The following is a 12,587-nucleotide window of genomic DNA, read 5'->3' on the forward strand; positions in this document are numbered from 1 at the left end:
GGCTAATCGGCTCATCAGCCGGTTACGCCGAATCCATTGCCTTCCTTGTTTCTTTTGCGCCGTTGGTGCGACCAGGCGTCTGTTCAAGAATCATGTCACTGGCCTTCTCCCCAATCATCATCGCCGGCGCATTGGTGTTGCCGGTGATCAGCGTCGGCATGATTGAGGCATCAGCCACTCGCAGCCCATCGATGCCGTGAACCCTTAGCTGGTCATCCACCACCGCAAGCGGGTCGTGGCCCATTCTGCAGGTGCCCACCGGATGGTAGACGGTACCGAGGTTGTGGCGAATCCATTGTTCGATCTGCGTCTGGTTGTTCACTTGCGCTCCGGGTATCAGTTCGCCTCTCAGGTGGCGGCGGAACGCGGCGGTGCTGGCCAGGCGGCGGATCAGGCGCACGCCTTCCACCAATTTGCGCAAATCTTCCGGGTGGCTGAGGAAGTTGGGGTGGAGTTGCGGCTTGTCGCGCGGGTCCGGTGAGTTGAGGCGGATTTCACCACGGCTCTGCGGGTGCATCACCGCCACGTGCAGGCTGACGCCGTGGCCAAAGGGAATCAGTCGTTGGGGCTGGTTCTTCAAGGCGGGGGCGATGATCAGGCCGAGTTCCGGGGCGGGGGCGTCTTGCTCCAGGCGCAGAAAGCCGCCGGCTTCCACTGTGTTGGAGGTCAGCGGGCCGCGCCGGCCGAAGAGGTATTGCCAGGGCGAGCGGGCCAGCGGCCAGAGGCCCTTAGGGGAGAGGCCGTAACCAAGGCTGGCTTCGCTTCGGTACATCAGCACCACGTCCTGGTGGTCCTGCAGATTCTGGCCGACGCCGGGCAGGTCGTGCTGCGGGGCGATACCGTGACGGGCCAGTTCGTCGGCCGGGCCTATGCCGGAGAGCATCAGCAACTGCGGGGAGTTGATGCTGCCTGCGCTGAGGATCACTTCGCGCTCTGCTTGCAGGCGCAGCACCTCGCCGTCCTGGCTGACTTCCACGCCCACCGCACGCTTGCCTTCCAGCAGTACGCGGTAGGTCAGGGTGGAACTCAGTATGCAGAGGTTGGGCCGGTCGAGAATTGGGTGGAGGAAGGCCCGCGCGGCGCTGCAGCGTTCGCCATTTATCTGGGTGACGTGAAAGGGGCCGATGCCTTCCTGTTCGGTGCCATTGAAGTCCTCGTTGTAGCGCCAGCCCAGTTCATCGGCGGCCTGGTAGAACACCGAGTTGACTGGGCTCGGGCTGCGCAGTTCGGCGACGTTCAGTTCACCGCCTCGGCCGTGCCAGGGCGACTCGCCAGGCTCGAAGTGCTCGGAGCGGCGGAAGTAGGGCAGCACATCCTCATAACTCCAGCCCCGGTTGCCCAGGGCGGCCCAGTGGTCGTAGTCATGGTGGCTGCCACGGATGTAGATCATGCCGTTGATGGCGCTGGAGCCGCCCCAGACCCGGCCGCGTGGGCAGGGGATATCTGGTTCGCCGCTACCTGGGGCGCGGCTGAAGCGATGCATCCAGTTCCATTTCGGGTTGGCGATCAGGCGGATGATGCCGGCCGGGGTGCGGATGTAGCTGCCGGGGAACAGATTTCGGTCGTTGGGGCCGGCCTCGATCAGGCAGACGGAGATGTCCGGATCGGCGGACAGCCGATTGGCCAGCACGCAGCCGGCCGAACCGGCGCCGACGATGATGTAGTCGAAGCGCTGAGGGCGAGTGGTCATGGATTGGCTCCTTGTAGTCTCTAGAGGCCCAGCAGCGATCCGACGTCCAGGGTCACCTGCAGCCCGACTACGAAGCCGTCGCCGCTGATCGCGGTGGCGCCTGGGTTGTAGTAGTTGTCCGGGTTGAAGACGTACTGGACGCTGGGTTCCAGGGAGAGGTGTTGGGTGAGGGTGAAGTGAGTGTTGGTTTCCAGCGCATACACATCGCGGTCGCCCAGGCGTGGGTCGCCGCCGGCGGCGATGCGTCTCTGGCGCTGGAACTCCAGCTGGTGGGGGTTGAGGCGCAGATGGCTGGCCTTGAGATTGAGCTTGTCGCGGGGACGGTCGAAGGGGGCGAAGAATGTGATGCCGGCTTCGGCGAAGTGGCGAAAGGGCTGCTTGTCGTCGGCGACCGCCGAGAGCGAGCCGAAGAGTTGCGCGGCTTGTGGGGCGTCAACCCGGCCCTGGTCGGCGCGCCAGAGGGTCTGCTGGAACTTGAAGAAGGCACCGCTGGTGCCGTGCTCGCTGGTACCTGTTACCGGGTCGGTCTGCCGTGCGGTGTTGTGGTAGCCGTTGAGTTCGTAGTGGGAGCTGTACGGATTCTGTTCGCGGTCTTCGCGCCGGCCCACACCGAAGAGCAAGCTGGTGCCGCTGGCGTCGGTCGTGCTGAAGTCGAGGCCGTGGCGTTTTTTCAGGTAGTCCACGGGGTTTGATTCGAAGGCGCCGGCGTGTAGGTAGGTGGTGGGCGTCAGGCCGTACTTGAAGTAGCCGCCCCAGGTGCCATAGGGCGGCGGCAGGACGCCGGTGGAGGCGTCGATCACCGGGTCATTGCAGGTGAACTGGCTCTCGCAGTTGTAGATGAGGAAGTAGCGACGGGCGTTGGTGCGCCCCAGGTGCGTGTCCAGGCGGCCATCGAGCCATTGTTGTTGCCAGGTCAGCAGGCTCAGCTGGCTGGCGCCGATGTCGTTGTGGATCGGCGCGCCACCAAAGTAGCTGCCGACGGCGCCTTGCCAGGCGCGTGACGTGGGCTGCCCCGTGTTGCGGTCGAGGATGAACAGGGTTTCCTCGATATGCAGGGACGTGCCTTCGAGGCCGGACATTTTCTCCAGGTCGAGGTCTGCGCCGAGGAAGAGGTCGCCGCTATTCCCGAAGCTGTGCGGGCGTGGACCGGTGTCGAGGTTCTTCAATGCCAGGCTGAGAAAGGTGGCGTGGGTCTTGATCCCGTGTTCGGCAATTTGCGCGCCAAGCTCCGCAAGAGGGCCGGGCGACTCTTTAGCGATGCCTGGCAGCGGCAATAGGACCAGGCCCAGGAGGAGGGTGGTCAGTGGGTGTTTGCGGATCATGGTGAGCGTCCTTTCTTGTTGTTGTAGTGATTGCGGGCAGCAGGAGGCCGTTCCGGGGCGGGAGGCTCCGGCAGCGGTGTGTGGCTGGTTCAGGCCTGGGCGAGGTCAGGGGCGGGATTGACCAGTACCTTGATCTGCGCCTTGTCCCCCAGCAGCGCCTCGAAGCCTTCGCTGACGGCCTGTTCCAGCGGCACGCAGCGGGTGATCGCGCGACCGAGGTCGAGCTTGCCGCTGGCCAACAGTTCGATCAGCTCGGGGTAGACGTCGCGATAGCCAACACTGCTGATCAGGCGCAGTTCGTTATTGACCAGGTGGAAGGCGTCTAAGCGCGCTTCGCCCATCAGCCCTACCAGCACTGCTTCGCCGCCTTTGCGAAGACCGTGCAGCGCTGCCTCCAGGCTGGCTTGGTTGCCGGCGGCCTCGAAGGCACAGTCGATACCGCCTTGTGCTTGCAGGTGTTGTGTGATGTCGACTTCGCGGGCATCCAGCACCTGGCTGGCGCCGAACTCGTGGGCCAGGCGCAAGCGTTCGGGGGCGATGTCCACTGCGGTGATCCGCTCGATGCCGCGCAACCGCCCGAGCATGATCAGCAGTAGCCCGATGGGGCCCAGGCCGAACACTGCGCAGCTGTCGCCTGGCTTGAGGCTGCTTTGGCGCAGCGCGTGCTGGGCCACGGCAGCAGGCTCCAGCAGGGCAGCCTGGCGCAGGCTTACCGAGTCCGGCAGGCGGTGCAGCATGTAGGCCGGCACCCGGGCCCGCTCGGCGAAGCCGCCGTCACCCATCAGGCCGATAAAGCCCATGGTGGTGCAGAGGTTGTACTGGCCATCCCGGCAATAGCGGCAGGTGCCGCAACGGTAGATGGGTTCCACAGCTACCCGGTCGCCGACCTCGAAGTCTTCCACGCCTTTGCCCAGCATGCTGACCACGCCGCTGAATTCGTGGCCGAGGGTGAGCGGGGCGCGGCAACCGGAAATCGGGTGGGCTTCGTGGGTCGGGATCGAGTGTGGCCCGCTCTGGTACTCGTGCAGGTCACTGCCGCAGATGCCGCAATAGGCCACACGGACCTCCACTTCGCCGGACTTGGGGGCAGTCGCTTCCAGTTCGGTCAGACGCAGGTCTCGGGCGCCATACCAACGTAGAGCTTTCATCAGGAGTTTCCTTGCAGTCGAGTGCCAGTGGACGCGGCCCGACCGGCCTTGCGGGCGAGCACGGCAGGTGAGGTTTCCTGGAGGAAGAGCGAGAGGAAGGCTGCCAGCAGTGCACCGCCGCAGGACATCCACATGACGATGGAGAGGCCATAGCGGTCGGCGGCGAAGCCGGCGATGGTGGGGGCGACGAAGCCACCGACCAGTTCGCCGATGCCCATGATCATGCCCAGCGCGGTGGCGATGACGGCGCGGGGGACCGTCTCCGCCGGGATGGTGGCCATGAACAGGGTGAAGCAGCCGAGCCCGGTGTAGGTCAGCAGCAACAGCGCGCCGAGGCTGGTGGGTGTCGGCGCGTAGAGCAACGCCAGGGGGCAGCAGGCGGCGACCAGGGAGAACAGCACCAGGGTCGGTCGGCGGCCGATACGGTCGGAGATTGCCGCCACCGCGAAGCCCCAGAACACCCAGGCCAACCCCAGGCAGCTCATGATCCCGGCCATGCTCGCGGGACTGTAGCCGTGCTGGGTGACGAGGAAGGTCGGGGTGAAGGAAATCAGCACGATGAACCAGCTGACGAAGGCGCAGCTGATCAGGGTGCAAAGCAGGATATTGCGGCTTTTCAGCAGCGCCAGACGGCTGCCTTTGACTGCGTTCGCCCCTGGATCGCGGACGGTCACCTTCTGCGACGGCTCATCGCGGCGTACATATCTCCAGATCAGCCAGGCGATCACCAGTCCGGGCACCAGCGAAATGACGAAGGCGTGGCGCCAGCCGAAAGCTTCGGCCAGGGCAATCATCACCGGCGGGCCGACGACCGCGCCGAGCAGGCCCGCGGCCGATCCCTGCAGCAGGCCCATGTTCAGGCCGCGCCTGTGGGGCGAGGAGGCTTCCACCATCAGGGACTGCGAGAGAGGCAGGATCGGCCCTTCGGCCAGCCCCATGACAGCGCGGAACAGCAGCAGGCTGAGGAAGCCACCCACCAGCCCGGACAGGGCTGAGCACAACGAGAAGAGGATCACCGCGACTATCAACAACGGCTTGCGCCGGCCCGTGCGGTCCGACCAGGCACCCACCAGGGCGCCGGATACCGCCCAGGCCAGGGCCAGTACCGAGGAGAGCATGCCCAGGTGGCTGTTGCTGAGCTGCAGCTCGTCGGCCATGAAGGGGAACAGGAAGGACAGCGCCAGGCGGTCGAAGAACACGAAGCCGAAGGTGAGGAACAGCACGCCAAGCAGGACGTTCTCGTATCTGGCGTTGGAATTGTTGTGCGCCATGTCGTTCTCCTCCCGAGCACTGCGACCGGCACCCGGGGTGTAGGTCAGCGGAACAGGGTGTCGATATGAGCGGCGCCAAGGCCGATCTTTTCGTAGTGCTCGCGGCACATGGCGATGTAGTCGTGCACATCGAAATAGCCGTCCGGCTGGCCGTGCTCGTCGAGCCATATCAGCGGGCCCTTGACGATGAAAAAGGCGCGCATTGGCTCCTCGTGCTCGTAGGCCACCAGGGTGTGGCCTTCGCCCGGCGTCTCATAGACGAAGTCGCCAGCGGTGGCGGTCCAGTCATGTTCGAGGTAGCCCCACTTTCCGGAAATCGTGTAAGCGAACACCTCGTGGGGGTGGTAATGGCGATTCACCAGGCCGGCATTGCGGGCCATGAGGATGTCGCACCAGCGGTTCTCGCTGGGGGAAATCCACAGTGGCCGGGATGACACCGTCTCGGTGAAGGGCACGTAGAGTCGCAGGTCCTCACAGGCCGCGTCGGGCAGGTATACCTCGGGCTGGGCATCGGGCTTGAAGCAGTCGGGGATGGGGTGCAGGTCCTTCCAGAATTCGCTGCGGGCAGGTTCAGGCATGTCGGAGTCTCTTGTTGTTGTGACTGAGACTCCACTCTAGGGATGGCGGCGGCAGCGGGTTTGACCGGGACGGACCTGTTGTTTGGGTTTTTCGGACAGCCCCGATCGAGGTTTGGGGGCAAGGTTGACGACAGATACTGTTCAGATGTTAATGATCTGGCGTTGCGAGGCGGGCGGCGAGGCCTGTGGCTGGATGCGGTTGTCGCGCTCCTCGTGACGAAAGGTCCCCGGGAACGGTCGAGCCTCACCGGGGGATCGATTCGCAGCGATCTCATGAGAACGATAAAAATGACTTCATGCGCATTGCTCGAAACCCGGCGAGCCGATACCCACGACATACCCCTCGATCAGCGGCTCAGCTTCTGGGAGCAGTACAACGCCTCCTGTCTCGTCGGCCTCAAGTGTTCCTCCTACTCCGGCAGCGGCCTGGCGGCATCCCAGTCGAACCTTGAACTGGACGACATGAGCATTGCTCTGGTGCAGGGCAACGAGCACGTGGTGGAGCGCGACTCCGCGATGGTTCGCGCCATTCCCAAGGAGTCCGTTTTCGTCTCCCTGGTGCAGGGGAGCCGCTCGTTCTTCTACCAGGGTGATGACTGCACCTTGCTGGCGCCGGGCGAACTGGTCATCTACCGCACCGACAGGCCTTACCTGTTCGGTTTCTCCGGCGCGATGCGCCAGTTCATCTTCGACATCCCGCAGGAGTTGTTCGGCGAGCGCTGCCTGAGGCGACTCGACGGCCCGCTCAAGGTTGGCGTCGAGACCCGTTTGCAGCGCCTGCTGATCCGTACCCTGGCCGATCGCACCTGGGAGTTCTTCGAGCGCCCCCTGAATGATGAAGCGGGTCATTTCCAGGATGGAGCCATCGAGCTGCTGGCAAGCATCATCGCCGGCCAGGCAGGCGAACGTCGCGTCAGCGCCCACGGCGCTTCCTATCTGCTGGCGGCCAAGCGGATGATCGCCGAGCAGCTGGGCGACCCGGACCTGGATTGTGAAAGTGTGGCCCAGGCGGTCGGTATTTCGGTGCGCCATTTGGCGCGGCTCTTCACGCTGGAGGGCGGTTCGGTCAGCCGCTATATCCGCGACAAGCGCCTGGGGCAGGCACGCCGCATGCTCAGCAGCCCACAGGCGGTTGGGCTGGATATAAGCGAGGTCGCCTACCGTCATGGATATTCGAGCCAGGCGCATTTCGCCCGCAGCTTCAAGGCGCGTTATGGGTGCACGCCGAGCGAAGCGCGCAAGGCCCCGTCTTGTGGGCAGCCTGAGTGCGAGTAAGCGCGGAGCAGGGGGCGTACTCTATCTGCTGAGCCGGAGTTCGTTCTGGAGGACGGAAGAGGGGTGTAGCGTGATTCGCAGCCCGACTGCCAAGGCGCTCCTTGTAGCCCTGATCGTTGCCGTGGTGGTTTTCCTGGCGGCGCAGGCATTTTCCGAACGCCTTTTCCTGCTATTTCTGCCGCTGGTTTTCATCGGCGGCGCATGGTGGAAATGGCCGACCAAGCGGGGTTGAGCAAAGACCACTTCCAGTCAGGCGGGTCAGTTGATGTGAGCCGAATAAGTCGATTATTCGGCTCACGAGCTGGCAGGTGATGCTGCTATGAGGCAAGAGCCGACCGATCAGCTGCCCCGCACTGTTTCTTCCCGCTTCCATTCCGCCAGCGCGGTTGACACGAACAACCCCGCGACGCCCGCCAGGGTCAGTGGCAGGCCGTGGGGGCCAAGGTCCATCAGGACGCCACTGAGCAGCGGACCCAGGAGGCTACCAATTCCCCAGAGCAGGCCGGCAGCAGCGTTGGCTGTGACCAGATCGCGGCCGCGAAAGCGTTGGCCGATCAACACCAGCGCCAGGGTGTAGATACCACCAGCCACCGCCCCGAGCAGCACCAGCGCAGGCCATAACAGTGTCGGCGTTGCTATGAGCAGCGGCAGGCCAAGGCTGAGCAGCAAGGCGAGCAGGCCGCAGCCGAGGTGCAGCGCGGTGCGTTCGCAGCGGTCGGAGAACCAGCCCAGCGGCACTTGAAAAACCATGTCGCCCAGCAGGATCACTGTGGCCATGGATGCGGCGACGCTCACTGCATAGCCGTGGCTCGAGGCGTACACAGGAAACATTGAAAGCACCACGCTATCGAAGTACGAAAAGAACAACACACCCATGCTCAGGGCCGGCGCCTCGCGCACGAAGCCGGCCAGGGAGAAGCTGCGCGGCGCCTCTTCGTGCAGATGTCCACGGTCTTCGGGCATGGCCAGCGCCACGGTGGCCAGGGCGAGGAGCTGGCCTAGGCTGACCAGGCTGACGACCCAGGGCGCCTGCGCACCCAGCGCTGCGACCAGGGCCGGGCCGAGCAACTGGAAGGCGGTAAAGCTGGTCGCGTACAGCGCCACCACTGTGCCGCGATTGGACTCGACGCAGAGCTCGTTGACCCAGGCTTCACCCAGGATGATGGCCAGGCCCATGCCGATCCCCAGCACCAGTCGCGCCAGACCCAGCAGGTAGAGCGAGGAGGTGGTCAGTTCAATGGCCGCAGTGCTGGCCGCGCATAGCACGAAGCACAGCAGGTACAGGCGGCGCCGACTCAGCATCCGGCACAGGCGATCCACCAGCAGCGAGGCGAGGATCATGCCTGCCGCCGGGACCGCCGACAGCAGGCCGATCTGCACCGTGCTGGCGCCGGACTCCAGCAGGCGCAGGGCGACCAGGGGAAGGGTGGCACCGAGGCTGAGCCCGACAATGGACACAGCGAACAGCAGGATCGCCAACAGGGACTTGTTCATGGTTTCTCTCCACACCCCTCGGCGCGGATTGTCGAGGGATGCCAATGCATGCGAACTGGCTCGTGCCGCCACGGCGAACGAGCGATCGGAAGGGCGCGCGGCGAATCCCACGCCCGTCGGGCGCAGGCATCAGGCCGGCTTAGCGGGCGCTGGAGGGAGGAGAGAAGGTGAAGGCGAACAACACGCTGCGCCTGCGACGAGTCACCGAGTCGCAGGTGCGGTTGTGCGGTAGGGCTCGGAAGACCAGTTCCGAGCCGGCGGGATGGAGCAATGGGGTCATGGCGCGATAGGGCAGCATGAAAGTCCCCGAACTCTAAGGAGTGCTGGAAATCCCGTCAACGTGGCCATTGCTCTGGGCGAGCAGGAACCCTGCCGGTCGATGCGATGGCTAGCTGAACTGGGCGAGCAGGTGTTCCCTGAATACCTCGAGTACCTCGCTGGCCTCTCGGTTCTTTGCCGTCGCGAGGTGAAAGCTGACGTCGTAACTCAGTTCATCTGGCAGAAGCTTGCGCAGCTTTCCGGCGGATACCCATGGCTCCGCGATGTGCTCGGGCAAAAAGCTGATGTGCGCGCCGGAGAGCGCGAATATCAGGTCGGCATCCGCTTGTTCCGAGAGTGCGGTCTGCCGTTTGCTTCGCAGCCGGGAGCCGATGGAGTTGGTCTTGTAGAGGTGGGCGACCTTGTTCGCGGTTGTCAGGTCGTCGAGATTGACCGACTTCTTTGCGAAGAGGGGGTGCCGCTTGCCGCAGAACAGCGCCTGCTTCTCGACGAATAGCGGCTCGTAGTTCAGGGCCGACTGGTCCTCCGAGAAGTAACCGATTGCGAGCTGGATTTCGTTGTTGAGCAGCTGCCGCTCCAGTTCGGCCGGCGTCACGGATGTTATCTCGATGATGACTTCCGGGGCGCGCTGGCGAAAGTCGCCAACGGCTCTGGCAATGGATTCGATCACCGCCGGGGCCAGCAGCTCGGATATTCCGATATGGAGTTCGCCAAGCAAGACTTCCGAAACGTCCTGAGTCTCGCGGGTGAAGGCATTCAGCGCCTCCAGCAGGCGCTTGGCCGACTGCAGCACCCGCTCGCCCTTTGGTGTCAGGCGAAAGCCGCTTTTCCCTCTCTCGCAAAGCCGAAACCCCAAACGGGTCTCGAGCTTGGACATCTGTGTGCTGATGGTCGACTGAGCGATTCCAAGCTTGCCCTGAGCCGCACTGAAGCCGCCGCTCTCGACGATGGTCACGAAAATCCGCAGCAGCTGCAGGTCCATATCCCTAAGTTGGGTGAGCATGGCGATACATCACGTTTGGTTAATGTCATATTAGGATATTTCATATTTTACGTTATATGCAGGCACTGCAGAATTCGCCGACGACGCTCCTGGGCGTCAGCCGAATGTCTCTTCTGAGGTGCAAGACCGATGAGTCAAAACGATCTGGCATTTACCCGTTCCAGCCTGCACGGAACTCAGGCCGAGAGCACCTTTGCCGGTGCCACGAGCTTCATGCGCCGACGCTACAGCCGCGATCTCGGCGGGGTGGATCTGGCGATCACGGGGGTGCCCTTCGATACGGCGACTACCCACCGCCCCGGGACGCGCTTCGGGCCCCGAGGGCTGCGCATCGCCTCGACGGGGATTGCCTGGGCCCGCCATTGGCCGTGGGAGTTCGATCCGTTCGAGGTGCTGGCCGCTGTCGACTACGGCGATTGCGCCTTTGACCCGGGGATGCCGGAGTCGGTGCCGGCGGCCATCGAGCGGCACGCGGACGAGATACTGAAAAGCGGATGCGGAATGCTGACCCTGGGGGGCGATCATTTCATCACCTACCCACTGCTGAAAGCGCACGCCAAGGTACATGGTCCCCTTTCTCTCGTGCACTTCGACGCCCATACCGACACCTGGCCGGACCATGAAGCCAAGAGGATCGAGCATGGGACGATGTTCTATCACGCGGCCAGGGAGGGGCTCGTCGCTCCGGAGCGTTCGATCCAGGTCGGTATACGCACGACCAATGACGATCCAATGGGGTTCGACATCATCGATGCGCGCAAGGTGCATGAAGTGTCGCCAATGAAGGTCGCCCTGCAAATTCGCCAGCGCGTTGGCGATCATCCTGTCTACTTGACCTTCGACATCGATTGCCTGGACCCGGCCTTTGCACCGGGTACTGGAACGCCAGTCGCGGGTGGCCTGTCGAGCTACCAGGCCCTGGAGATTCTTCGGGAGCTCAGGGGTATCAACATCATCGGGATGGACCTGGTCGAAGTCTCGCCGCCGTATGACCACGCGGAAATGACCGCCCTCGCAGGTGCAACGCTCGCGATGGAAATGGTTTGTCTCTACGCCTGGCGGCACAAGTGCATGACGCGCTGACAAGGCAACGCTTGCGGACGTGCTCGAATCGCGAATTCACGAGCCTGGTGCGTGGCGCCGATGGGCGATGCGCTGGGGTGTTGGCTGCCCTCGCCATAGCTTTTCTGCAGCGCGCCAATCTTCAAGATGAGGGGGTATCGGAATGAGAAACAGAACTTACCGTAAGGCTGTTCCCGGAGATGCAGCAGCGTGCATTGATATTCGTGCTCGAACCCGGGAGAACGCCTTCTCCGAAGAGCAACTGAGGGAGCTGGGAATCACCGTCGATACCTGGAGCGACGGGATCAGGGACGGCAGCTGCCCCGGGTATGTCTGTTGTATGGACGACCGAATGATCGGCTATTGCTTCGGCGACAGGGGTAGCGGGGAAATCGTGGTGCTGGCGCTACTTCCCGAATACGAAGGGCAGGGAATAGGCCGGATGCTGCTGCAGTTCGTCGTGGATGACTTCAAGGTGGCAGGATTCAAGAGGCTCTTTCTCGGCTGCTCGACTGATGCTGCAGTTCGTTCCTATGGCTTCTATCGGCATCTGGGCTGGGTCTCCACTGGGGAGCTGGACGATGCCGGCGATGAAGTCCTGGAGTATCGATTGGGGTAGGGCGGGCCGCTGGGTTCATCCGCGTCGCCCTGATGGCGAGGGAGGGTGCAGGCGCCGGGCGCTTCCCCGGATGCATCTGGTCTGGCCGCGCGTACCCCACGATTCGCCTGCATATCGATCTCCTTTCTGCTGATCGGGTAGAAGCCGGCTGGCGCCGCGCGTTCCCCGCCCTGGGTGCAACCTTGCAGCGCTGGTGCTCCTTGGCTCCAGACCGCGTTGCGCGGCGCCAGCCTCTGTACGGTTGATCCCGCAGGTGGTGCGGTAGTTCCAGTGTCAAACCGCCATTAGTCGCGACCAGGTGGGGATGCTATCTGGAGGGGTAGTAGTTCGCATCTTTCTATATAGAAGGGTAAGGATGTGCGCACTCCCGATATGGGATGACAAAAAGATTTCAATTAACGGTTGACGGCAGCTTTTGCATCCCTATAATGCGCACCACTTCCGGCGCAGTCGCCAAGCAAAACTCCTTGATAATCAATGAGTTAAGCGAGCGGTGAGGGTGTCGGAAGGTTCTGCTTCGAAGTGTTCGCTTCTGGCGAATGAAGTGGAAAAAGAGGTGTTGACAGCGGGTTTGAACGCTGTAGAATTCGCCTCCCGCTGACGAGAAGAGTGAATCGGATCGGAAGCGCAAGCGGTTGAGTAGAAAAGAAAATTTCGAAAAACAGCTTGACAGTAAGAAAGGCTGCTGTAGAATGCGCGGCCTCGGTTGAGACGAAAGGCTTGATCGAAACGCTCTTTAACAACTGAATCAAGCAATTCGTGTGGGTGCTTGTGAGGTAAGACTGATAGTCAACTGATTATCAGCATCACAAGTAACACTCGTGAATTCGAGAGTTTATTTGCGAT

11 protein-coding genes are annotated in these 12,587 nt (G+C 63.0%); 4 read left to right on the top strand and 7 right to left on the bottom strand.

The window, feature by feature from the left end:
• Positions 1–22: 22 nt before the first annotated feature.
• The 5 genes from ACFW0H_RS26095 to ACFW0H_RS26115 all read right to left on the bottom strand — a co-directional run bounded on the left by ACFW0H_RS26095 (position 23) and on the right by ACFW0H_RS26115 (position 6,009).
• The gene (locus ACFW0H_RS26095; RefSeq protein WP_422916745.1) at positions 23–1,690 is read right to left on the bottom strand and encodes a GMC family oxidoreductase; all 1,668 of its coding nucleotides are present in this window, start codon (positions 1,688–1,690) and stop codon (positions 23–25) included.
• A 20-nt stretch (positions 1,691–1,710) separates the two neighbouring features.
• Positions 1,711–3,012 carry a carbohydrate porin gene (locus ACFW0H_RS26100; RefSeq protein WP_422916746.1) on the bottom strand — a complete coding sequence of 434 codons (1,302 nt, stop codon included), beginning with the start codon at positions 3,010–3,012 and terminating at the stop codon, positions 1,711–1,713.
• An 89-nt stretch (positions 3,013–3,101) separates the two neighbouring features.
• Complete coding sequence (locus ACFW0H_RS26105; RefSeq protein WP_422916747.1) at positions 3,102–4,160, bottom strand: 2,3-butanediol dehydrogenase; 1,059 nt, start codon at positions 4,158–4,160, stop codon at positions 3,102–3,104.
• Positions 4,160–5,431, bottom strand: a complete 1,272-nt coding sequence (locus ACFW0H_RS26110) for an MFS transporter (RefSeq protein WP_422916748.1) — start codon at positions 5,429–5,431, stop codon at positions 4,160–4,162. Before ACFW0H_RS26110 ends, ACFW0H_RS26105 begins: the two co-directional genes overlap by 1 nt.
• 44 nt (positions 5,432–5,475) lie before the next feature.
• On the bottom strand, positions 5,476–6,009 hold the full coding sequence (locus ACFW0H_RS26115) for a 2,4'-dihydroxyacetophenone dioxygenase family protein (protein ID WP_422916749.1): 534 nt from the start codon (positions 6,007–6,009) through the stop codon (positions 5,476–5,478).
• Positions 6,010–6,297: 288 nt separating this feature from the next.
• On the opposite strand from ACFW0H_RS26115, the gene ACFW0H_RS26120 reads away from it, so the two are divergent.
• Together ACFW0H_RS26120 and ACFW0H_RS26125 are read left to right on the top strand one after the other, a co-directional pair.
• On the top strand, positions 6,298–7,284 hold the full coding sequence (locus ACFW0H_RS26120) for an AraC family transcriptional regulator (protein ID WP_422916750.1): 987 nt from the start codon (positions 6,298–6,300) through the stop codon (positions 7,282–7,284).
• A 70-nt stretch (positions 7,285–7,354) separates the two neighbouring features.
• The gene (locus ACFW0H_RS26125) at positions 7,355–7,516 is read left to right on the top strand and encodes a hypothetical protein (RefSeq protein WP_422916751.1); all 162 of its coding nucleotides are present in this window, start codon (positions 7,355–7,357) and stop codon (positions 7,514–7,516) included.
• Between the two features lie 107 nt (positions 7,517–7,623).
• On the opposite strand, the gene ACFW0H_RS26130 is transcribed toward ACFW0H_RS26125, so the two are convergent.
• Positions 7,624–8,793, bottom strand: coding sequence for an MFS transporter (locus ACFW0H_RS26130; protein ID WP_422916752.1), 1,170 nt, complete (start codon positions 8,791–8,793; stop codon positions 7,624–7,626).
• A 373-nt stretch (positions 8,794–9,166) separates the two neighbouring features.
• Positions 9,167–10,060, bottom strand: coding sequence for a LysR family transcriptional regulator (locus ACFW0H_RS26135; protein ID WP_422916753.1), 894 nt, complete (start codon positions 10,058–10,060; stop codon positions 9,167–9,169).
• 129 nt (positions 10,061–10,189) lie between these two features.
• Between ACFW0H_RS26135 and speB the strand changes: the two genes are divergently transcribed.
• The gene (gene speB, locus ACFW0H_RS26140) at positions 10,190–11,143 is read left to right on the top strand and encodes an agmatinase (RefSeq protein ID WP_422916754.1); all 954 of its coding nucleotides are present in this window, start codon (positions 10,190–10,192) and stop codon (positions 11,141–11,143) included.
• Between the two features lie 142 nt (positions 11,144–11,285).
• Positions 11,286–11,741, top strand: a complete 456-nt coding sequence (locus ACFW0H_RS26145; protein WP_422916755.1) for a GNAT family N-acetyltransferase — start codon at positions 11,286–11,288, stop codon at positions 11,739–11,741.
• Positions 11,742–12,587: the final 846 nt, after the last annotated feature.

The organism is Metapseudomonas cellulosilytica (assembly GCF_049334135.1).
Taxonomy (GTDB): domain Bacteria; phylum Pseudomonadota; class Gammaproteobacteria; order Pseudomonadales; family Pseudomonadaceae; genus Metapseudomonas.

Coding starts and splice junctions, on each gene's coding strand:
- ACFW0H_RS26095 (WP_422916745.1), bottom strand. CDS start 1,690: ATGACCACTCGCCCTCAGCGCTTCGACTACATCATCGTCGGCGCCGGT.
- ACFW0H_RS26100 (WP_422916746.1), bottom strand. CDS start 3,012: ATGATCCGCAAACACCCACTGACCACCCTCCTCCTGGGCCTGGTCCTA.
- ACFW0H_RS26105 (WP_422916747.1), bottom strand. CDS start 4,160: ATGAAAGCTCTACGTTGGTATGGCGCCCGAGACCTGCGTCTGACCGAA.
- ACFW0H_RS26110 (WP_422916748.1), bottom strand. CDS start 5,431: ATGGCGCACAACAATTCCAACGCCAGATACGAGAACGTCCTGCTTGGC.
- ACFW0H_RS26115 (WP_422916749.1), bottom strand. CDS start 6,009: ATGCCTGAACCTGCCCGCAGCGAATTCTGGAAGGACCTGCACCCCATC.
- ACFW0H_RS26120 (WP_422916750.1), top strand. CDS start 6,298: ATGACTTCATGCGCATTGCTCGAAACCCGGCGAGCCGATACCCACGAC.
- ACFW0H_RS26135 (WP_422916753.1), bottom strand. CDS start 10,060: ATGCTCACCCAACTTAGGGATATGGACCTGCAGCTGCTGCGGATTTTC.
- speB (WP_422916754.1), top strand. CDS start 10,190: ATGAGTCAAAACGATCTGGCATTTACCCGTTCCAGCCTGCACGGAACT.
- ACFW0H_RS26145 (WP_422916755.1), top strand. CDS start 11,286: ATGAGAAACAGAACTTACCGTAAGGCTGTTCCCGGAGATGCAGCAGCG.